This is a genomic window from Sodalis sp. RH19, assembly GCF_047324215.1.
Lineage (GTDB): Bacteria > Pseudomonadota > Gammaproteobacteria > Enterobacterales > Enterobacteriaceae > Acerihabitans.
The window spans coordinates 480,710-502,710 of record NZ_CP178734.1; the positions used below are offsets into that span (position 1 = coordinate 480,710).

Below are 22,001 nucleotides of genomic sequence, written 5' to 3' on the forward strand. Positions count from 1 at the left end.
GTTATCGAGGATTTGACGGCTTTTTCAGCGTTTGATGCGTTAATTTCAATTAGCCGTTGACACTGTTTGCCGGGTTTCATATCATGCGCCCCGTCCACCAGACATGATGTGTCGGGTACGGGGCTATAGCTCAGCTGGGAGAGCGCTTGCATGGCATGCAAGAGGTCAGCGGTTCGATCCCGCTTAGCTCCACCAATCACCTCGATTGGCCTGATATGATGATGTGTTACGACGGTGTTCGTGTTACCCAGGAAGTACGTTGGGGCTATAGCTCAGCTGGGAGAGCGCTTGCATGGCATGCAAGAGGTCAGCGGTTCGATCCCGCTTAGCTCCACCAAATTAAAAAAACCGGCTTCTGGCCGGTTTTTTGTTTTTATATCTTGTGCGTGCATGCCTGGCGCCGCCTCGATTTATCGCGTCAATCCTATAAAAAAGGCCGGGTTTCCCCGGCCCCAACCGCACCGTCGTTATGACGGCAAGATGGACGGCGGTTTAAATTACCAAACCGGTGATGGCGGCGGACAGCAGGCTGACCAGCGTCGAGCCGTACACCAGCTTCAGGCCGAAGCGGGATACCACGTTGCCCTGGTGTTCGTTCAGGCCTTTAATCGCGCCGGCCACGATGCCGATGGATGAAAAGTTGGCAAACGACACCAGGAATACCGACAGGATGCCGACGGAATGCGCGGACAGTTGGCCGGCAACCTTTTGCAAATCCATCATGGCGACAAACTCATTGGAGACCAGCTTGGTGGCCATGATGCTGCCGACCCGCAGCGCCTCGTCGCCCTGGATGCCGATGACCCGGGCAAAGGGATAAAATATATACCCCAGTATGCCCTGGAAGCTGATGCCGAACACCAGGCTGAACAAGGCGTTTATGGCGGCGATAATGGCAATGAAGCCAATCAGCATGGCCGCGACGATAATGGCCACCCGGAAGCCCGCCAGGATATATTCACCCAGCATTTCGAAAAAGCTCTGTCCTTCATGCAGATTACTCATCTGCAGCTCTTCTTCCTTGCCGACCTGGTAGGGATTGATCAATGACAGCACAATAAAGGTGCTGAACATATTCAATACCAGAGCGGCCACCACATAGCGCGGTTCCAGCATGGTCATATAGGCGCCGACGATGGACATCGATACCGTCGACATCGCCGTGGCCGCCATGGTGTACATCCGGCGTTCGGACATCTTGCCCAGGATATCCTTATAGGCGATGAAGTTTTCCGATTGCCCCAGGATCAGCGAACTGACGGCGTTAAACGACTCCAGCTTGCCCATACCGTTAATTTTCGACAGCAGGGTACCGATGATGCGGATAATAAAAGGGAGCACCCGGATATGCTGTAAAATACCTATCAGGGCCGAGATAAATACAATCGGACATAACACATTCAGGAAAAAGAATGCCAGGCCCTGTTTATTCATATTACCGAAAACAAACCCTGTCCCTTCGGCGGCAAATCCTAGCAACTTATCAAACAGCGCCGAGAATCCCTGCACAAAACCCAATCCAATCTGCGAGTTGAGGAAAAAATAAGCAAGCAGGACTTCAATGACTAATAGTTGAACAATAAAGCGCAGCCTGATTTTTTTACGATCGTGGCTGACCAATAACGCCAGGATTGCCACTACGGCAAGAGCGAGGACAAAATGAAAAATCCGGGACATAGTTGCTCCAGTTATGAGGCAGGCAATAATTTGCCGCTCATTCTATGTAACGGTCGAACTAAAAACGAGTTATAAGTTGCAAATATATAAAAATCCTCTAGCAGAAGATGAGGATAGCGAGGCGGTCACAGATAAGTCGCGAAAAAAGTTAAATTTATATCCAATTATGTTAATAGTGTGCTAATGTAATCTAGTAACCCATTGGCGCTTCTAAGCCGGTCCAATTAGGGATGAAACTGTCATTAGGCTGGGTTTTGCCCCCTTTATGCTCATCATCATCGTCATCTATCGCAGAGATAACCCGAAACGTCCTAAATGCGCTTGATAATTATTATCGTTTGGATAGGATGAAGCTAATTCGATGGATCATAAGGGTCACTGATATGCTGAATAGCCGAACTGCGGACGGTGTCAATCGCGCATCACGCAAGGTAAAGCTCTCATTGCTTGGCCCGGCGTTTATCGCGGCGATTGGCTATATCGACCCCGGTAATTTCGCCACCAATATCCAGGCGGGCGCCAGCTTCGGGTACCGATTGCTCTGGGTGGTGGTGTGGGCCAACTTTATGGCCATGCTCATCCAGCTGTTGTCGGCAAAGCTGGGTATCGCCACCGGCAAGAACCTGGCGGAGCATATCCGCGATCGCTTCCCGCGCCCGGCGGTGTGGGCCTACTGGATACAAGCTGAAATCATTGCCATGGCCACCGATTTGGCGGAATTCGTCGGCGCGGCCATCGGTTTTAAAATGCTGCTGGGCTGCTCGCTGCTGCAAGGCGCAATCATTACCGGCATCGCCACATTCTTGATCCTCATGTTGCAACAGCGGGGTCAAAAACCACTGGAATTGGTCATTGGCGGGCTGCTGCTGTTTGTCGCCGCCGCCTATATCGCGGAGCTGTTTTTTTCGCAACCGAATATGGCGGAACTGGGTAAAGGCATGCTGCTGCCCAGCCTGCCGAACGGCGACGCGGTTTTCCTGGCCGCCGGGGTGCTGGGCGCCACCATTATGCCGCATGTGATTTACCTGCATTCTTCCTTGACGCAAAACGGACTGCACGGCAACCGCGCCCAACGCTACTCCTCGACTAAACTGGATGTGGCCATCGCCATGACCACCGCCGGTTTTGTCAATCTGGCCATGATGGCCACCGCGGCGGCGGCATTTCACTTCAGCGGGCATACCGGCATCGCCGATCTGGATGAGGCCTACCTGACCTTGGCGCCGCTGCTGAACCATACGGCGGCGACGGTATTCGGTTTAAGCCTGGTGGCGGCGGGCCTGTCCTCCACCGTGGTGGGCACCATGGCCGGGCAGGTGGTGATGCAGGGATTTGTGCGCTTTCACATACCGCTGCTGGTAAGGCGGGTGGTCACGATGCTGCCGTCCTTTGTGGTTATCATGATGGGGCTGGACCCGACCCGTATCCTGGTATTAAGCCAGGTCCTGCTCAGCTTCGGCATTGCGCTGGCGCTGGTGCCGCTGCTGACCTTTACCGGCAACCGCGTCCTGATGGGCGACATGGTGAATTCGCGTCTGATCCAGACGTTGGGGTGGGTTATCGTGGCGGTGGTGGTAACGCTGAATGGCTATTTGATGGTGGGCACCGCGTTCGGCCTGTAACCGGACTTTATCTTCTCCGGCTATCCGATACGCCACCCTACCGCGGGGGCCGCACCCGGCGCGTTAAGGGCAATGCGTGTCTATGGGGTTGGTCGGGCGCGGTTTATGCGCCCGACCGAGGCTCCGTGGCACGCCGGGCCCGCCAATACCGGGCGGAAATTGCGGGCCGGCGCGGCCTTATGCCAGTATCGCTTCGATACGCGCCAATTCGTCGGCGCTGAATTCGCGATTGGCCAGCATCCCCACCGCGTCGTCTATCTGCGAGGTTTTGCTGGCGCCAATCAGCACCGACGTTACCCGATCGCCGCGCAGCACCCAGGCCAGAGACATTTGCGCCAGCTTCTGGCCGCGTTCCAGGGCAATATCGTTCAGGCGCCGTACCTTATCCATTTTCTGCGCGGTAAGCTGTTCCGGCGTCAGGGTCAGACCCGGTCTGGCCGCCCGCGAATCCTGTGGTATGCCGTTCAGGTAGCGGTCCGTCAGCTGACCGCCGGCCAGCGGCGAAAAGGCTATCGACCCCACGCCGTTCTCAGCCAGCACATCAAGCAGTTCCGGTTCCACCCACCGTTCAAACATGGAATATTTGGGTTGATGAATCACGCAGGGGGTGCCGAGGTCGTTTAATAGCGCCAACGCCTGCCTGGCGAGCGCGGCGGGGTAGTTGGACAGGCCGATGTAGAGCGCCTTGCCCTGGCGTACCAGCAGATCCAGCGCGCTCATGGTTTCGGCAAGCGGCGTAGCGGGGTCCGGACGATGATGATAAAAGATATCCACGTAGTCCAGGCCCAGACGGCGCAGGCTCTGATCCAGGCTGGACACCAGGTATTTTTTCGAGCCCCAGTCGCCGTAAGGCCCGGGCCACATGGTATAGCCCGCCTTGGTGGAAATAATCAGCTCGTCACGGTAGGGGAGCAAATCCTCGCGCAGCAACCGGCCGAAATTGGCTTCGGCGGATCCCGGGGGCGGCCCGTAGTTATTGGCCAGGTCAAAATGGGTAATGCCTAAGTCAAAGGCGCGGCGCACCATGGCGCGGCTGTTTTCCAGCAACGTGACGTCGCCGAAATTATGCCACAGGCCGAGCGACACCGCCGGCAGTTGAAGACCGCTATTACCGCAGCGACGATATAACATATCGTCGTAACGCGTTGGATTGGCCAGATAAACCATAAAGTATCCTTTTATCATTACTATCACGGTAGGAATCGGTTACCGCTTAATTCGCCGGGCAAGCGACGGCATAGGCTTACCGGCAACGGTGGATTATCCTGGTCGGATAATATATTGCGCTTTGCATCAGTTAAGCGATAAATTCCATTAAAAATAACTCAGACTACTGACAAACAAACGTGCGCGAGCTTGTCGCGGGTGTGATGGGCAAGCACCGTTTTATCATCAAACTCAGTTAAAAATAACCCTTCCCTGACAAACAATACAAGCGCTACGGGTGCCGCGGCATTGACCCGGTCGAAGACGCACGAGGATCACACAGTGAAAACACTAGGGCTTTTAGGCGGCATGAGCTGGGAATCCACTTTACCTTATTACCGCTTGATTAACCAAGGCATTAGCGGCGCATTGGGCGGGTTGCATTCGGCGGATCTGGTGCTGTACAGCGTCGATTTCGCCCAAATCGCCCGCATGCAGGCCGAGGGTGATTGGCAACGGGCGGGCGATCTGCTGGCGGCCAAGGCGGTATTGCTGCAAAAAGCCGGTGCCGAGGCCATCGTCCTTTGCACTAACACCATGCATAAGGTGGCGGACACCATTGAATGGGCCTGTCCACTGCCGCTGTTGCATATCGCCGATGCCACCGCCCGGGAAATCAATGCCCGTGGCCTGCGGCGGGTCGGGCTATTGGGCACCCGCTTTACCATGCAGCAGGATTTTTATCGCCGGCGGTTCGAGCATCCGCACGGCATCGAAATCACCGTTCCGGGCGCTGCGGAAATGGACGCGATTCATAACATCATTTTCGAGGAGTTATGCCTGGGCAAGATCCGCGATGAATCGCGCCACACCTTCCGGCGCATTATTGCTTCGCTGGAGAGCCAGGGCATCGAGGGACTGATCCTCGGCTGCACCGAAATCGGCCTGCTGATCGGCGAAGACGACGCAACGGTGCCGCTGTTCGACACCACCACCCTCCACGCCGCCGCCGCGGTGGCCTTTGCCCTGGGATAAAGGCGAATCCGAAAGCAAACTCAATTTATAGCATTGGCCAATATAACTGGTATTATTATTATATTAATAAATTGTTTATGTTTGCTGCCGGTAACCCTCCGACGGCAAGTAGAAGAGTTAGCGGAGCCTTACATAATGACAAAATATGCCCTGGTCGGTGACGTTGGGGGAACCAATGCCCGGCTGGCGTTATGCGATATGGACAATGGCGCGATTTCCCATATCCACACCTATTCCGGTAAAGATTACGCCACCCTTGAAGCGGTGATCCGTCACTACCTGACCGCGCAAAAGGTCGAGGCCACGGAGGCCTGTATCGCTATCGCCTGTCCGATAACCGATGACTGGGTGGACATGACCAACAGCACCTGGGCATTTTCCATCAAGGCCATGAAGGACAGCCTGGGATTGGCGCGCCTGGAGGTCATCAATGATTTTACCGCCGTCTCGATGGCGGTGCCGATGCTCGCCGCCGGCGATGTGGTGCAGTTTGGCGGCACGCAGGCGCAGGCCCAGGGGCCGATTGCCGTGTACGGCGCCGGCACCGGCCTTGGCGTGTGCCATCTGTTGCATCTGGACCAGCGTTGGATAAGCCTGCCGGGCGAAGGCGGCCATGTCGACTTCGCGCCTAACAGCAAAGAGGAAGCCGATGTCCTGGCGGTGCTGCGCGGCGAGTTCGGCCATGTGTCGGCCGAACGCGTATTATCCGGCCCCGGGCTGGTTAATTTGTACCGCAGCCTCGTCACCATCGATGGCCGCGTTCCGGATTCACTGGAGCCGCAACAGGTCACGGAACAGGCCGTCGACGGGAGCAATGACGATTGCCGGCGCGCGCTGTCGCTGTTCTGCGTGCTGATGGGGCGTTTTGGCGGCAATCTGGCGCTGAACATGGGCACGTTTGGCGGCGTTTATATCGCCGGCGGCCTGGTGCCGCGCTTCCTGGAATTTTTCCGCGCCTCCGGTTTTCGCGCGGCGTTCGAGGATAAAGGCCGCTTTAACGATTACGTACGCGATATCCCGGTGTTTCTGATCAGGCACGAACAACCGGGCCTGCTCGGCGCCGGCGCGCATATGCGCCAGCTGATGGGTCTTCAACTCCAGGTTTCGGCGTGATTTGACTACACGCCGGCTGTTGCCGACAGGGCGGCTTATTCCGGCGCCTTTACCCTCTTGCCCTGCATGCCCGTGGGCACGGTTCTGCAGCCAAACCCCGGCTACAGCCGCATCAATTGCCGGAAAGCCCTGACCTTGCTGCGGCTGACCGGCACTTCAAAATCCAGATCGCTCAGGCGTAGCAGATAGGTATTATTAAACCAGGGCACAATCTCACGAATTTTTCCCAGGTTCACCACATACGACCGATGGCAACGGAAAAAAAACTCCTCCGGCAACCGGCCGCAGAATTCCGTGATGGCCATCGGCATGACAAATTCCTCGCGCCGCGTATAGACCAGGGTCACCTTTTCCTGCGCCGCCGCATAATAGATATTGCTGATATCGGTAACGATAATGCGCTCGTCTTTGATCAAATTAATGGCGTGTTGATTCCGCCGTCCCGGCGCCGCCCCCGCAGCCGGCGCCGGGGCGGCCTGATGCTGCGCCTCCAGCTTTTGCAGCATGGTGATGATGCGCGATTCCTGATAAGGCTTCAGGATATAGTCAAAGGCTTCCAGCTCAAACGCCTCCACCGCATGCTCTTTATAGGCGGTAATAAAGACTATTTCCGGCTTATGGCTGAATTTACTGATATTCTGCGCCAGCAACACGCCGTCCAGGGAGGGGATATTGATATCGAGAAAAATCACATCCACCTCATGATGCTGCAGGTAGCGCAGGACATCCAGTCCATCGTCGAACGTGGCCTCGATAGTCAGGCCGCTGTGCTTATGGATAAGGTAGCGTAATTCTTCCTGGGCGAGGAATTCGTCTTCGACAATTATGGCTTTCATGGTGCCTCGCGGTTAAACATGTCCTCCATGGACGTTATGCCGCCAGCTTGTGGGGCTGGGGGGTAATGTAAAACCAGATCTCGGTGCCCGGTTCAAGACGGCGGATATGCAGCCCTTCGCCATATAACAGCAATACCCGGTGATGAACATTCAGCAGGCCGATTTTCCCGGCCGGCAGTTCATTGCGTTTAACCTGCTCGATGACTTCTGCGCTGATGCCACCGCCGGTGTCTTTTACCGCAATACGGATACGTCCGCCGGTATCCTCCCGCACGGAAATCACCACCACGCCTTTACCGCGGCAAGGCTGGATGCCGTGCACAATAGCGTTTTCCACCAGCGGCTGGATGAGCAGGCTGGGCAGGGGGAACGACAACTCTTCATCGATATCAAAAATAACGCTCAGCTTGCTGCCGAAACGCGCCTGCTCGATGGCGATATAATCCTGGATCTGATAAAGCTCTTTTTTGATATCGATTTGCGCGCCGTTTAATTCCAGATTGTACCGCAGGTAACGGGAAAGATTGGTAATCAGCTGCCGGGCGGTATCCGGATTGATGCGGATCGACGAGGAAATGGCGTTAAGCGCATTAAACAGGAAATGCGGATTAATTTTGCTTTGTAACGCGCGCAGTTCCGCCTGGTCGGCCATTTCCCTCAGCTGTTCGATGCGCGACACCTCGATCTGCGTCGAAATAATCTGCGACAGGCCGATGGCCATCACTTTGAGTGAATTGGTGATCTGATGGGCGTGGCAGTAATAGATCTTCAGGGTGCCGGTGACCACGCCTTTTTCCCATAACGGGATAATGATAAGCGAATGGATTTGCGGCGTACGGTCCGCCTCGTCATTGTTCTTGATGGTGATGTTGCCGCTTTGAATACTTTCCCTGGTCATATCGCTGATGATCTCATGGCCGATATTGTACAATTCGGCCCCGACCCCGACATAAGCCAGGATATGATGTTCATTGGTGATGGCCACGGCGTCGGCCTTGATATCGGCGCGGATGATATCGCAAATGGTGGTGAGGGATTCGCTGTTGATATGGCGAAAGTAGGGCAGGGTCTTATTGGCGATATCCAGCGCCAGCTTGGCTTGCCGGGCGGCGATCACCTCTTTTTCATCCTCGACCCCCTGCACCAGCAGCACGATCATGCCGATGCTGACCCCGCCGAGGATCATCGGCAGCGCAATTTTGGACACGATATCCAGCCCCAGGGACATCGGCTGCGCCCAGAGAATGACCAGCAGCATGGTCAGGCACTCGCACAGCATGCCGCCCAGGATGCCGATGCCCCAGCGGCGCTCTTTTATCACCCTAAGCTTGATCCAGCCCGAGACAAAACCCGCCACCACGCTGCTGATAAGGCAAGGCACCGAGGTCGGGCCGTCGATATCGATCAGATAACGGTGCACGCCGGCGATAATCCCGGTGGCGATGCCTACCCAGGGCCCGAATAAAATACCGCCGGACATGACCGCGATAATCCGCACGTTAATCAGCGAGCCTTCCACATGGATGCCGGAATAGGTGCTGAAAATGGCAAACAGGGAAAAAATGGCGGTGACCGCCAGCAATTCCTGGCGGGTGTGCTGTTCTTTTTGCAATAACTGGCGGAACTGGCGGACGCGCGTCAACAAAAACAGGCAAATCAACATTAATGCCGCCCGTTCATAGACCGCCAGCAGCATTTCGAACATTTCTTTCACCACGACATCCCGGTAAATGACCAACCTTTAGCCGTTACTATAAGCAATGGACGCCTGAGATTCCAGATTTGCCGCCGCGGCCGCCGTCGGGGATCGCGGCGGCTTCGGCCGCCATGACGCGAGAAGTGCCGTAAAACGGGGAAGTCTGAGTAAACATAAGGGGATTTCATTTACCGGCATAAAACGCCTGCCGCACGGTTTTTAGGCCAACGGCTACCGCAATAAAGGGGAATAATCGATAAATAAAATTTCATATTTCCTCTTTTTATCTTGTCCGCCGCGATGTCTGCCGTTGATATTGAAATCATGCCGAATATAGGATAGCTTCATGGACAGGCCCACGCATGGGCCGGCGTCGCTCGGATGGTCCGGGCGCTAACGTACAACGAGGATATTATGGCCGCATCCGGTTTGCCACGGCGTTTTACACGCATCGATCGTCTCCCCCCCTATGTATTTAATATCACCGCCGAGTTGAAAATGGCCGCGCGCCGGCGCGGAGAGGATATTATTGATTTCAGCATGGGTAATCCCGACGGGCCCACGCCGCCGCACATCGTGGAAAAGCTTTGTACCGTCGCCAAACGGGAGGATACCCATGGATATTCCACCTCCCGCGGTATTCCCCGGCTGCGGCGCGCGATCTCGGGCTGGTATGCCGATCGCTACGGCGTCGAGATCAATCCAGACAGCGAGGCCATCGTCACCATCGGTTCCAAAGAGGGCCTGGCCCATTTGATGCTGGCGACGCTCGATCATGGCGATACCGTACTGGTGCCGAATCCCAGCTATCCGATACATATCTACGGCGCGGTGATAGCCGGCGCCCAGGTGCGCTCGGTGCCGCTGGTGGCGGGGGTGGACTTTTTCCGCGAGCTTGAGCGCGCCATTCGCGAAAGCATTCCCACGCCGAAAATGATGATTCTCGGCTTCCCGTCCAATCCCACGGCGCAATGCGTCGAGCTGGACTTCTTTGAACGGGTGGTGGCCCTGGCCCAGCAGTACGGCGTGCTGGTGGTACACGATCTCGCCTATGCCGATATTGTTTATGATGGATGGAAAGCGCCGTCGATCATGCAGGTGCCAGGCGCCAAGGACATTGCGGTGGAATTTTTCACCCTGTCGAAAAGCTATAACATGGCCGGCTGGCGCATCGGGTTTATGGTGGGTAATCCGGAACTGGTCAACGCCCTGGCGCGTATCAAAAGTTACCATGACTACGGTACGTTTACCCCCCTGCAGGTGGCCGCCATCGCCGCGCTGGAAGGCGACCAGCAATGCGTACTGGATATCGTCGAACAATATCACCAGCGCCGCAATGTCCTGGTGCGCGGCCTGCACGAGGCGGGATGGATGGTGGATACCCCAAAGGCGTCCATGTATGTCTGGGCCAGGATCCCGGAGCACTATGCCCATCTCGGTTCCCTGGAGTTCGCGAAAAAACTGCTGTCGGACGCTAAGGTCTGCGTATCGCCGGGCATTGGGTTCGGCGACTACGGCGATACCCATGTACGTTTCGCGCTGATTGAGAACCAGGATCGTATCCGGCAGGCGGTACGCGGCATCAAGGCCATGTTCCGCGCCGATGGCGTGCTGAAAACCGCCGGCGCCAAGGCCATCACGGACTAGGGAACGGCTACCCGGCCCGGCGGAGGGGGAACGTCTTCTCTTCCGGTCCGGCAACACGGCATTCGTCCCCGCATACGGCGTTTTGCTTCGTGGGTGGGGATAATGTTGTGTTGATTGATAAATATTTCTAATGAATTAATCCCTGCACAACAGCGCCCTATACGCGTCAATGGGACTACAACTGGCGTGGGCGCCATGGTGGCGGTCATCGCGCACAATACTTACAGTTCAGAAGATGTTATCCTACTCACAATAAGAGTAATATAAGCAGGCTATGTTTAGTGCCGTGGCAACCTGTTGGCCGCGATTTCGTCCAGGTAGGAAACTATGAGAAACCTTGTCATTGATATATTGAAAAAAATGGCCAAAGCGGATGCGGCGGCAAAAGAGCTGACTGCCCAGGTTGAAGCCCAGTCCCTGCTCCTGGCCGCGCTGGTGCTGACTGTCGGGCAGGGTAGCTCATCGGTTATGGCGACCAACATAGAAAAAGCCATTTTATCGGCTTCCGGCGCCAGCGAGGAGATTCTGCAAACGGATGTGGATTTATTATTGGCGCATTTTGTCCGGTTGATCTCAGTCTCGCAGTATGTTGAAGTCAACGGCGACGAAGAAAAGGTTAACAACGATTAATAGCCCGTGGCTTAACGGCGCGGTGATATCGTAGTATAACTTATTGATGTTATTGTCGTTTAAATAATAAGCGCTGGCGCGCTGCCCATCAGCGTGGCTTCCTGTTTCCTATGCCGGCGGGCAGGTTCCGGCGGCAATATCCTCATTGATTGCCTCTGATAATAGCGCATTAGCCAATAATTAAAACAATAACCCCTGCAATAAGATAATAACAAGCCTACAACACCCAGGAAATATACCAGCAAAATATTATATTAATTAGTATAATGTCAAAGTGTAATCACTTTTAAGTGGTATGAAAAAAGCCGCTATTTTATGGCGGGTCCTGCCGGATCAACGCCATCAGCCTATCTCAACGCAATACGACCCGGTTTCGCCACGCTGTTGCTGTTAAAGCTTATTTACTCCCCATCATCTGTTATGTCCCACCTGTGGCTCGGCCTTGCGATAGATCTGCTTTTTGCCATGATGCTTTGCCACACGGTGGTGACGGTGATATTTCTGCACTGTTTTAGGATGATATTCATCCCCGGCATGGGCATACGTAAGGGGGGCAAAGGGTAGGGCTAATACTACAGTCATCATTGCGATGATGAATTTCTTCATGTTAATGCCATGCCTTTTAAAATGTTTCCATTATGTGATAGCACATCCCACCAGCGGAAATGCGCGCTTACCTGATTATTCTAGCGCAAAAATGGCTTGCTGCTCTTTTATCTCCGCCCCGGCCGCTGCCCGCCCATGATGGACACACCTGGCATCGCGGTCACGCAGATAGCGACCGGGTGAGGTAAACATGGTTAAGCCCCGTCAGACCCAGCGTTGGGCGCTAAAGGCGATCTCCTTCCCGAATTGCCCGGATTGCCCACCCGCGGAATCGATCAAGCTCCCCTACTAGGCCGGCATGTTCATGATACTGATGGCCCTGACGATTGTTCATCAAGCGCAGCCCTGCGGCGGGACGCGCCAGGGTTAAGGGCCAGCACCGCCGGGCCGGCAACCTTTAGCAGCGTGGACGGCTTACCTTGTGTAAGGGTTGGAGGAAAACCAGGCGGTTAAGGGCCAAAGCATATGACACTCGAGCAATTCCAACAGGCGGCTAATATCAGCGCCGGGTTAGCCGCACGCTGGTTTCCGCATATGGCGGCTATTATGGCTGAATTCAGTATTAATACGCCGCTGCGCCAGGCAGCTTTTATTGCGCAAATCGGTACGGAATCAGGTGGATTTACCACAGTAGTGGAATCGTTTAATTATTCGATAAACGGACTCAAGATATTCGGCAATCGCTTAACGCCGGCACAGCGCGAGGCGTTGGGCCGCCAACCTTCTGAAAGAACCCTGCCTATCGACAGGCAGCAGAAAATAGCCAATATTGTTTATGGCGGCAGATACGGAAATACGCGACCGGAAGACGGCTGGTTATATCGCGGGCGAGGTTTAAAACAGGTGACCTTTTATGCTAATTATGCCGCCTGCGGTAAAGCGCTCGATTTAGATCTGCTTGCCGACCCTGATTTGCTCTTAGCGGATATCAATGCCGCACGTTCGGCCGGATGGTTTTGGCAGGCCAATAAATGTAACGCTTTTGCCGATATTGGCGATATGGTGGGGCTGACTAGACGGATTAACGGCGGCGTCAACGGCTTGGCCGATAGGCAGGCCCGCTATAAAGTCGCCGTGGATGCGCTGCGCTGAAAATGCCGTGGCGTGCCGTCCTGGCGGCTGATATGACCGTTTGTGCGGCACCCACGGTACCCGGCGGCATCCCTGTATAGTCCTCGCCGGCGCGAGGACTATAAGTGCGAATTATCAATTTTTGCAATTAGCGAACTGTTGTTATTGTGAATATTCCCCACAGTCTTGCTGACAGGATGAAACGCAAACTCCCCCACCGGCATGGCGCAATCATGGGCCAGCTCCTCGGCGCGCCCCGACGTCGTATCCGGCGATATCCATTCTAATGACGCCTTTCGCGTCATGATCAGCGGCCGCCGGTCATGGATATCCACCAACCCCTTATCACTGGCCGCCGTCACGATTACAAAACCATCATCTTCCGGCGCGTCCAGGGCATCGGGATGGAATCTGCCTATTGCGGCCAGGTATACCGGCTTCTTATTTTTATGATAGATAAAATAGGGTTGTTTAACTTTTGTATGGTCCGGGTCTTTCTTCCACTCATATCATACCAACCGTCGGCCATCACCAGCGCGCGGCCATGGTGCCATAGCGGCTTAAACATGCGGCTGGCGGCGGCAGTTTCTAACCGGGCATTAATCAGGGGAGGGCGGCCTGCTTCTTTGGCCCAGGCGGGCTGATAACCCCAGATAACGGGATCCAGATGCAGCGTATCGTCGCGCTGGTTCAGCAGCAGAACGCGACTGCCTGGAGCAACGTTGTAGCGGCCTATCGGCTCGCCATCCAATGCGCCCGAAAACGCAACATCACTTCGCAGGAAATCGAGATAGTGTTCTCTGGTATTAAATTCAGCAAATCGGCCGCACATGGTCGTCATCTATATTGCAGAGAGATCTTAAGTATAGACGGGATAGAAGAGACAGAACTGTGGCAGCCCGACAATAATTTAAATTGTGCCGTAAAACTAAACCGACCATTTTCCCGTCATTAATCCTTTCAGTAATCCGAAATTTAATGCTTCCATAATATCATTAATAAAAATGGGCCATAATGGGCCAAAGCACTGCGGGGCTCACACTATTAACAATTACTTCTCTCATCAATAATTGTTTATTTGAAATGCAAGGCTAGTTATTTTTTTATTAAAGCGAAAAAATTCGTTAATTAAAAACCTTAAGCCGTAAAATTAAGGATGTTATTTTATTACGCTGTACTTTAGGCCAGTAGTTAGTCACTCCTTGCGATGATACAGTTTTTAAATATCATCAATGACCGGGGGTAATTATGAGTAATGACATATGCAAGTGTACTGTGGTTCCTGAAGTTAATATTACAAACACCATGCGTTACGTTTTTGACCAATTAAAAAGTCCCATAGCGATAAGAGATTTGTCCTCCAGGCTGGTTTATTGCAATCAGCCGCTTGCTCTACTCGCAGACAAAAAGTCGCCTAATGAAATCATTGGTAAATTCGACAGTGAATTCGATTGCGCTATATTAGATACCGAGGAATCAATAGAGAATTTTGCCAAACAATATAAACGTATATTTGAGACGCAGACTCCTTTTTCTACGTTGGAGCTACATCCTCATGCTGTGGATTTTCCATTCATATTTCATAAAATCCCTTATTTTAATGATAAGCACGAATGCATAGGTATGCTTGGTTATAATACACAACTTACAGTATATACACTTAACGACTATGTAAAAGGGCATATGCCGGGATCACTATTATTGAATAAGCCGGATGACACTTTCACTGAGCGCGAGTGCGAAATAATGTTTTATCGCTTGCAAGGTTTGAAGTCAAAAGAGGCTGCTGCTAGGTTAAATCTTTCATTAAATACATTTAATAACTATATGCAGAAGATTTACAATAAAGTGCATGTAACAGAGATCGGGGAGTTAAGGGATTTTTGCGAGAAACATAATTACCATCGTTATCTCCCCAAGAGATTTCTAACTCATGAAGCAATTAATTTCAGCGATTCAATAATCTGATCTTTGCTTTGGTCAGTTCTGGGCGGGGGTGAATGTAAATCTCCCTTCCGCTCAGTGTCATACGATTTTCCGGCCATGTCCGTTTCGCAAGTTCAGCCTTTCATACTGACCCCACCCCGAATTCTGCCCCACCCAAAATCGCCAATCCGACGTGATGAACCTGTAGTCCCTCCGGTTTTTAGTACCACTGCAATGAGGATCTCCGACCAGTTTTTGCCTTGCGTAAATAACTGGCGGCATATCGCCGAGTGAGCTTTGTGGACGCTCCTCGTTATATTCTGTACGCCAGCCCTCTATTAAAAACCGCACTTCGGATAGCGTCCGGAACAGATACATATCAAGTATTTCTGTTCGCAGGGTTTTGTTGAACCGCTCGATAAATCCGTTTTGCATTGGCCTACCAGGCTGAATAAAATCTAGCATGACACCGTTATCCTCTGCCCATTCAGCCAAGGCAACAGCAGTAAGTTCTGGTCCGTTGTCCCTTCGAATATAAGCCGGATAACCTCTCTCGCTGCTGAGTCGGTCCAGGATACGGACGACACGATGAGCCGGTATATTTAAATCAACTTCGATTGCCAGTGCTTCCCGATTAAAATCATCGACCACATTGAACAGGCGGAACCTTCGCCCATCTATCAAGGCATCACTCATAAAATCTACTGACCAGCAGTAGTTCATTTTATGCGGAATAACCAAAGGCTGGGGATGACGGTTGGGCAATCCTTTTTTCCCCTTACGCCTGAGGTTTAACTTCAACAATCGAAATATTCGGTAAACCCGTTTTGCATTCCAGCTCTGTCCGAACTGACGTAACTTATTGAACATCAGACCAAAGCCATAGGCCAGGAATGTCCACGATCCCAGGGGCAGTCCATATTATGCCAACAAGTGTCTACAAAATAGAAGAATATATTGGCCGAGTTGAAGATTTTTGGGTAAAAGGTTATTATGATAGTGAGGCTACAGTTGCATATGCATTTGAAAACGCAAATATTGATTTGTTAAAATTATTTTTTCTTAGGGCAACGGATTTTGGTTATAGTCAGCAGCAATTTATAACACAAGCGATAGTTGACGAATGTCTAAATGTAATGAATGAAGTCACAGGAGGCACAGTAAGAGGGCAAGAGATTGCTGTTAGTTTTGATCTTCGCTTTAGAGAGAGGTACGGAAAGGTTGCGTTCATCTGTACGCTTGGCGGTGAAGGAATAACTGGTAAATATGAATTTTTATCTACAGCAAGATATGCAGCCTTAGCAGGAAACGAGAATGTCTGGAGTCAGATTTATTCAACTGTGACTGAAGGTGGTACATATCTTGATAGGGTAATAACGAAAAAAGATATAGCCGATTTTTTTTATAGTGTTCATCCCTAAATTATAGTGGTTTTTAGGATGATTGTTGACCTGCCTCTATAACGTATGCACCGCAAAAAAAACGGGGTTGCCCTAGTTGTGGCGCCCCCCTTTCCAAAATCTGAAAACCATAAACACATTTTCAATATCAAAATGATAAGAGTCTTGGCTTAGGTCGGCCTTCCCTGGCCCTTTGGAAGCACCCACGCACTTTACCTAATTATTAAATATCAATATTATTAAAGTTAGTTTTTACTCTACACTTTAAGACAGTAGTTGTTAACCTCCTGCGGTGATAAAGTCATTTAAATATCATCAATAGGAGTAAGTTATAATGAATAATGATAAATGTAAGAGTAGTATCGTTCCAGAAATCAATATACCGAACTCAATGCGATATGCTTTTGATCAGCTAAAAACCCCTTATGGCATAAGAGATTTGTCTGCAAGATTAATTTACTGTAATCAGGCTGCCGCTGATTTGCTTGGCGCTAAATCACCCGCGGATATTATTGGTAAGTATGATTGTGAAATTGACAATAACCTTTTCGCAGTAGATGGCGTAGTAGATGAATTTGATAACCAATACAAGAGGGTTATAAAAACTCAGGAACAATTTTCAACGTTAGAACTGCATCCTCATGCGGTTGACTACCCCTATATATTTAGGAAGATGCCTTTTTATAATGATAATCATGAGTGTGTTGGTATGTTTGGATATAATATAGAGTTAACGGTATATTCCTTAAATGACTACGTTAAAGGTCATATGCCAGGGTCTTTGCTTCTAAATAAACCGGACGACACATTTACTGAGCGAGAGTGTGAGATAATGTTTTATCGACTGCAAGGATTAAAATCAAAGGAGGCTGCCGAAAGGTTGAATCTTTCATTGAATACATTCAATAATTATATGCAGCGGATATATATCAAAGCTCGCGTAACAGATATTGGTGAACTAAGGGAATTCTGTGAAAAACACCGTTACAATCGTTATCTTCCCAAGAGATTTTTAACCAGAGAATCAATTAATTTCGGCGACTCAATCATTTAACCAGTCTCATATGTGATCCTAACGCGGTGGTTAAACTAAAGCTCCCCACCGCTCAACACCCTACGATTTACCGCCTCACCCGCCCTTCACAATCCACTGGCATCATGCTTATACTGTACAAAACAACAGTAATGATCCATTTGAGTATGCGAACATGATTTTTATTGGGCCGTTGAACTTGCCGAAGTAATACCCCCCCCTCTTTTTTTGGGGCGGGTGCCCGCTGGCTTCCCCAGCCCAGCCCAGCCCAGCCCAAGACTATATTGAAAACCATATAGATTTAAATCAGTTATGTGTGAGCCATCCAGCCGCTACCTATTTCGTCAGGTGATCGGTGACTCGATGATCGAGGGGTTTATCAACGAGGGCGACATGCTCATTGTAGACAGCGCGCTCACAGCACAGCATGGACAGATTGTTATTGCGGCGGTTGACGGTGAGTTTACTGTCAAACAATTGCAGCTCACCCCTACACCGCACCTGCTGCCTATGAATACGGCTTATCAGGCCATCCCAATCCGTTTAGAGGACAACGTCGAGATATTCGGCGTAGTGACGTTTCTCATTCACTCGGCACCCTGACCATGTTTGCCCTGGCGGATGTGAACTCGTTTTACGCATCCTGCGAAACGGTATTTCGTCCAGATCTGAAAGGTAAACCCGTCATCGTCCTGAGTAACAATGACGGCTTGCCAGGAATGCGCTATCAGAAAGCAGGCGTTATGTTGGGGGATTTTTATGGTCTGGGGGTGGCTCAACTGGTGCTATTCGATGAGCATAGGCCGCGGGTTAACAGCGAGGCGCTTATGAAGGTCTTGGACGGGATAAACCACTCTGGTATAGGGAAAGTATGGTTTGCGGGGCAGGGAATACAGCAAGCCTGGAGGATGAAGCGCGCATTGCTTTCACCGCGCTACACGACGCAGTATAAAGACTTGCCGGTTGTTAAAGCCAAATAAAAGCCCCGGCATAAGCCGAGGCTGTTTGTCAGCCAATACAGCGGCTGAAGGCTAAACGCAGGGCGGCGCCGATTTCAGCGGGTGAGCTATCGGCGGGGGTACGGACGTAGTCAGACTCTGTTATGCCATCTCCACTCCATGCCTCTAGCTTTACGTGACGGCTAGGTCTGATTGTTATCATTCCATTTATGCAATGTAATGAACAGCTTTTCATGTTTTTGAATAATGCTTTTCGGGACGCGAATTCGAATTTTTCAATTGTTTTGGCTACCCATAAGTTATATTCCTTGTCCATGTCTTGGTGGTTGAAAAAAACGGCATACTCATCTAATTTCAATGTGCGACTTTTAGATAAAGCTATTAATGTACTTTCACCTACTGTTTCTTCACTAGAACTCAATGAAAGGAAAATGGAAGGAACAGTAAAATCTTGTCGAACACGCCCTAAGCCTGAAAGCGTCTCGAGGCATATAAATTTTTCATTGCAAGATGCACTTGCCCAATAATCAACATTTTGTATGAAAGTCATTATTCCACCCTTGTCACCAATACTTTAACGCTTTTACTTTCACCATACGCTATGACACGCTCGATTTGCAACCATTGGGATTCATTTGTTGTGGCGGGAACGGCTAATCTCAATTCTTTTTCTTTTATCATGGAATCTGAAAGAAAATCTTTTCCAAGCTTATATTCTTTAAAATTAGCTGCATCATCAACATATTTTTTTAAGTCTCCGAATATTTTTTGTGGTTTTGCTATTTTAGCTGTCGTTAAAGTATTCATAGTCTTTGCACTGATAGCTGTTCTAGTCGCGGGGTCGTAGAAATCAAATGCTTGGAAATTTTTCGTTAATTTGGAACCTTTTGTGAAATTTGGTTCTAAAAATTTTTCCCACGGCAATCCCTGCTTATCAATAGGATATCCCCATTTAATTCCGGTATCGGCAAGCTTAACAGTAGGGTACCTAGCTAATGTGCGTGCTATCCAAGATTCGGCCTTAGAGGCTATTTTAGCCCCCGCTAAAACCCCGGCCTGTACTGCAACTTTCCCTACTTTTACTGCGCCAACTCCGACAGCCCCCAGCGATGCCACATCAGTGACAAGCTTACCTCCTTCAACGCCTGCCTCAAAATATCCAGCAACACCACCTCTTTCTTGGGCAGCAACCATTTCATCAAGATGAGCTACCCATTTATCCTTCATCGCCTCGGATACGTTACCAAGTACGTCGCCACTATTAACGAGCGCTTTAAGTGCGGCATACGTTTCAGAGTAATGCATTCCGGCTTGGATTATTCCATTTACGGTGTCGTTCAGCTCAGCGGGGATACCCGCGGCCATTCCACCGGCAAATGCGACCGTCTGACTTGCCTCAATCGATGCCCATTTAGCCTGCGTGCCCAGGTCACATACCAATGTCTCACAATTGGTAACTTCATTTTTCTTCAGGGTTTGTTGCTTAGTGTTCAAAAAGCTAAGTTTATTAATCAATGAGTCAACTTTGGCTGATTTTTCTTTGGAATATGCAATGTATTCATCAATTTTACTATTGATATTAGTTATATTTATTAATTCAAGTTCTGAGCGTGAAATTATTATTTTTTTATTATTTAGCTCAGTGTGACGCAACTGATCCCATTTTTTAATCAAGCGTTCTTTTGGCTCCGGCTCAAGATCTGAGTTATTAACGTCGTTAATGCAATGATCAAAATGATGATTTATCATTGATAGATGGCTTTGTTGTAATGCAAGTCTCGCATGAGTTTCATTGAGCCATTGTTCAACTTTTTGTGCTTTTTCTTTAAGAGTGAAGATGTTGTTTTTAATTTCAATATCTTTTTGCGTAACTGATAAATGAGAGTAAATTTTAACTCTGAATATATCAATCAAATTTTTGATGCTATCAATTTCATTATTATATAATTTGTTGCGCTCTGCCGCTTCCTCGTGGCGATTCTTAACGGCTCGATGATGGATTTCTTCTGATTCGTATTGTGATTTTATTATTTTTAGATCGAAATCGCGCTTGGCAACATATCTTTTCAACTGTTCTTCTTTTTCTTTGAAATATACAATGCATTCATTAATTTGATTATGGATATGAGTTATATTGCTTAATTCAAGTTCTGAGCCTGATATTATTATTTTCTTGTTGTTTAGTTCCGTATGGCGCAACTCGTCCCATTTTTTAATCAGGCGTTCTTTTGGCTCGGGTTCAAGATCTGAGTTATTTAGGTCGTTAATGCAATGATCAAAATGATGATTTATCATAGATGGGTGGCTTTGTTGTAATGCAAGCCTTGCATGGACTTCTTTAAGCCATTGTTCAACTTGCTGTGCTTTTTCTTTAAGAGTGATGATGTTGTTTTTTATTTCAATATCTTTTTGCGCAACTGAAGAATGTGAGTCAATTTTAACTCCGAATATATTAACCAAATTTTTAATGCTATGAATTTCTTTATCATATAATTTATAACGCTCTGCCGCTTCCTCGTGGCGACTCTTAACGGCCTGTTGATGGGTTTCCGCAGAATTGTATTGTGATTTGATTATTTCTAGTTCAAAATTACGCCTGTAAGAATATCTTTGTATTTCTTGTTCATTTTTCTGCAATTCAAGCAGTTGCATTTGAAGTTTTTCATTTTCTCTAGCTAATTCCTGCAACCGGTGCTCATCTTCTTGCCTTTGTTTTTCCGCTATTTTCTTTGCTTGCTGAAAAGCTCTAGATTTTCCAAGCAAGTCACCAGCGAGTTGCATAGATGCCATACTTTTTTCCATCTGTGTACGGAATTGTGCCTGTGTGCTTTGTACGCTTGTTGCAACAATAGAGTTAGAAATTTCTCGTTGTTTTGTTAGAGAAACTTGCATTTTGTTATGTAGGTTTGTCTGTAAATTCCTCACTATCTCCAAGTCGGCGTTCCTGTGATTTAAAGAAATTTTTTGATCTTCAATCAATTTTTTCACTTGTTGCTGATGCGCGTCCAGCTTGGTTGATTCGGTAGCCATTAATTTTAAGTGTGCCAGTTTTGCCTCGATAATATTCTTTTGTGCCTGTTCAATTTGTTCTCTGGCATTTTTATGAATAGGCACAACGTTTTCTATATGTGATAAATTGGCATTTATTTCTTGGAAAACAGCATCAGAGGCGTTATAAACTCCACATAATATACTACTGAACGGTTTTGAACGGTCAAAAGGAATATCTATACAATTTTTTGTTATTGCTGGTGGATTGGCATAAACAGTGAGTATTTCTTCCATACTTTTACCCAGTATTGATTTGTGAATTATTACTTTCGATGCTTAATAGCTTGCACGCTCTTCGAATGCATTGTTTGCTTAAAAACTTAAATTAATCACAATGAGGGTCACAGAAAGATAAATGGTGTGCAGATAGTAAAATTTTTCTAGGGTGAATAAAAAATTATCTGTGGGGTAATAATTACAAGTTATTCGCATTACGGAAGTAGAACAATGGGGGAATACAAATTCATGAAATGAATCGGCGGTTACAGCTCATGATTATCGGTCTATTTGATAATCCCTACTTTGTCGTTGTGAGTATTGCCGATAGCTTGAC

At 49.5% G+C, this 22,001-nt stretch carries 16 protein-coding genes, 2 tRNA genes and 5 pseudogenes; 14 read left to right on the plus strand and 9 right to left on the minus strand.

Annotated features, from left to right (window positions below; all coding sequences use genetic code 11):
* Positions 1–119 precede the first annotated feature (119 nt).
* Positions 120–195: transfer RNA gene (locus ACL2XF_RS02255), tRNA-Ala, on the plus strand.
* Between the two features lie 66 nt (positions 196–261).
* Positions 262–337 (plus strand) — tRNA-Ala (locus tag ACL2XF_RS02260).
* 155 nt (positions 338–492) lie between these two features.
* Here ACL2XF_RS02260 and ACL2XF_RS02265 read toward each other — a convergent pair.
* Positions 493–1,677, minus strand: a complete 1,185-nt coding sequence (locus ACL2XF_RS02265) for a NupC/NupG family nucleoside CNT transporter (RefSeq protein WP_410014143.1) — start codon at positions 1,675–1,677, stop codon at positions 493–495.
* Positions 1,678–2,060: 383 nt separating this feature from the next.
* On the opposite strand from ACL2XF_RS02265, the gene ACL2XF_RS02270 reads away from it, so the two are divergent.
* Positions 2,061–3,299: an Nramp family divalent metal transporter gene (locus ACL2XF_RS02270; RefSeq protein WP_413727918.1), complete on the plus strand. Its 1,239-nt coding sequence runs from the start codon at positions 2,061–2,063 to the stop codon at positions 3,297–3,299.
* Positions 3,300–3,476: 177 nt separating this feature from the next.
* Here ACL2XF_RS02270 and mgrA read toward each other — a convergent pair whose 3' ends face one another.
* Positions 3,477–4,466: an L-glyceraldehyde 3-phosphate reductase gene (gene mgrA, locus ACL2XF_RS02275; protein WP_413727919.1), complete on the minus strand. Its 990-nt coding sequence runs from the start codon at positions 4,464–4,466 to the stop codon at positions 3,477–3,479.
* A gap of 321 nt (positions 4,467–4,787) precedes the next feature.
* Between mgrA and ACL2XF_RS02280 the strand changes: the two genes are divergently transcribed.
* Positions 4,788–5,480 (plus strand): aspartate/glutamate racemase family protein, encoded by a 693-nt coding sequence (locus ACL2XF_RS02280; protein ID WP_410014146.1) that lies wholly within the window; start codon positions 4,788–4,790, stop codon positions 5,478–5,480.
* A 135-nt stretch (positions 5,481–5,615) separates the two neighbouring features.
* Positions 5,616–6,593, plus strand: coding sequence for a glucokinase (gene glk / locus ACL2XF_RS02285; RefSeq protein WP_410014147.1), 978 nt, complete (start codon positions 5,616–5,618; stop codon positions 6,591–6,593).
* Positions 6,594–6,694: 101 nt separating this feature from the next.
* Here the strand turns inward: glk and ACL2XF_RS02290 are convergent, their stop codons facing one another.
* Together ACL2XF_RS02290 and ACL2XF_RS02295 are read right to left on the minus strand one after the other, a co-directional pair.
* Complete coding sequence (locus ACL2XF_RS02290) at positions 6,695–7,429, minus strand: LytR/AlgR family response regulator transcription factor (RefSeq protein ID WP_410014148.1); 735 nt, start codon at positions 7,427–7,429, stop codon at positions 6,695–6,697.
* A 34-nt stretch (positions 7,430–7,463) separates the two neighbouring features.
* Positions 7,464–9,143, minus strand: a complete 1,680-nt coding sequence (locus ACL2XF_RS02295) for a LytS/YhcK type 5TM receptor domain-containing protein (protein WP_413727920.1) — start codon at positions 9,141–9,143, stop codon at positions 7,464–7,466.
* Positions 9,144–9,539: 396 nt separating this feature from the next.
* On the opposite strand from ACL2XF_RS02295, the gene alaC reads away from it, so the two are divergent.
* Positions 9,540–10,772 (plus strand): alanine transaminase, encoded by a 1,233-nt coding sequence (gene alaC, locus ACL2XF_RS02300; RefSeq protein ID WP_410014150.1) that lies wholly within the window; start codon positions 9,540–9,542, stop codon positions 10,770–10,772.
* A 327-nt stretch (positions 10,773–11,099) separates the two neighbouring features.
* A complete protein-coding gene (iraP, locus tag ACL2XF_RS02305) occupies positions 11,100–11,402 on the plus strand; it encodes an anti-adapter protein IraP (protein WP_413723355.1) in 303 nt (100 codons plus the stop codon).
* A 411-nt stretch (positions 11,403–11,813) separates the two neighbouring features.
* Here the strand turns inward: iraP and ACL2XF_RS02310 are convergent, their stop codons facing one another.
* The gene (locus ACL2XF_RS02310) at positions 11,814–12,008 is read right to left on the minus strand and encodes a hypothetical protein (RefSeq protein ID WP_413727921.1); all 195 of its coding nucleotides are present in this window, start codon (positions 12,006–12,008) and stop codon (positions 11,814–11,816) included.
* 465 nt (positions 12,009–12,473) lie between these two features.
* Here ACL2XF_RS02310 and ACL2XF_RS02315 point away from each other — a divergent pair, with 465 nt between their 5' ends.
* Positions 12,474–13,100: a glycoside hydrolase family 19 protein gene (locus ACL2XF_RS02315; RefSeq protein WP_413727922.1), complete on the plus strand. Its 627-nt coding sequence runs from the start codon at positions 12,474–12,476 to the stop codon at positions 13,098–13,100.
* 98 nt (positions 13,101–13,198) lie between these two features.
* On the opposite strand, the pseudogene ACL2XF_RS02320 reads toward ACL2XF_RS02315, so the two are convergent.
* Positions 13,199–13,911 (minus strand): annotated as a pseudogene (locus tag ACL2XF_RS02320) (SOS response-associated peptidase family protein).
* A 416-nt stretch (positions 13,912–14,327) separates the two neighbouring features.
* On the opposite strand from ACL2XF_RS02320, the gene ACL2XF_RS02325 reads away from it, so the two are divergent.
* Positions 14,328–15,047: a LuxR C-terminal-related transcriptional regulator gene (locus ACL2XF_RS02325; protein ID WP_413723352.1), complete on the plus strand. Its 720-nt coding sequence runs from the start codon at positions 14,328–14,330 to the stop codon at positions 15,045–15,047.
* Positions 15,048–15,225: 178 nt separating this feature from the next.
* Here the strand turns inward: ACL2XF_RS02325 and ACL2XF_RS02330 are convergent.
* Positions 15,226–15,893: pseudogene (locus tag ACL2XF_RS02330) on the minus strand (IS3 family transposase); the annotation flags it as partial.
* Positions 15,894–15,928: 35 nt separating this feature from the next.
* On the opposite strand from ACL2XF_RS02330, the gene ACL2XF_RS02335 reads away from it, so the two are divergent.
* The 5 genes and pseudogenes from ACL2XF_RS02335 to ACL2XF_RS02355 all read left to right on the plus strand — a co-directional run.
* Positions 15,929–16,426, plus strand: a complete 498-nt coding sequence (locus ACL2XF_RS02335; RefSeq protein WP_413727923.1) for a hypothetical protein — start codon at positions 15,929–15,931, stop codon at positions 16,424–16,426.
* A 313-nt stretch (positions 16,427–16,739) separates the two neighbouring features.
* Positions 16,740–17,459: a PAS domain-containing protein gene (locus ACL2XF_RS02340; RefSeq protein ID WP_413727924.1), complete on the plus strand. Its 720-nt coding sequence runs from the start codon at positions 16,740–16,742 to the stop codon at positions 17,457–17,459.
* Between the two features lie 189 nt (positions 17,460–17,648).
* Positions 17,649–18,041 (plus strand): annotated as a pseudogene (gene umuD, locus ACL2XF_RS02345) (translesion error-prone DNA polymerase V autoproteolytic subunit).
* Between the two features lie 2 nt (positions 18,042–18,043).
* A pseudogene (locus tag ACL2XF_RS02350) lies at positions 18,044–18,133 on the plus strand (hypothetical protein); the annotation flags it as partial.
* Positions 18,134–18,148: 15 nt separating this feature from the next.
* Positions 18,149–18,418, plus strand: a pseudogene (locus tag ACL2XF_RS02355) (DUF4113 domain-containing protein); the annotation flags it as partial.
* Between the two features lie 28 nt (positions 18,419–18,446).
* On the opposite strand, the gene ACL2XF_RS02360 reads toward ACL2XF_RS02355, so the two are convergent.
* Together ACL2XF_RS02360 and ACL2XF_RS02365 are read right to left on the minus strand one after the other, a co-directional pair.
* Positions 18,447–18,947 carry a contact-dependent growth inhibition system immunity protein gene (locus ACL2XF_RS02360; protein WP_413727925.1) on the minus strand — a complete coding sequence of 167 codons (501 nt, stop codon included), beginning with the start codon at positions 18,945–18,947 and terminating at the stop codon, positions 18,447–18,449.
* Positions 18,947–21,682, minus strand: coding sequence for a hypothetical protein (locus tag ACL2XF_RS02365; protein WP_413727926.1), 2,736 nt, complete (start codon positions 21,680–21,682; stop codon positions 18,947–18,949). Before ACL2XF_RS02365 ends, ACL2XF_RS02360 begins: the two co-directional genes overlap by 1 nt.
* Positions 21,683–22,001 lie beyond the last annotated feature (319 nt).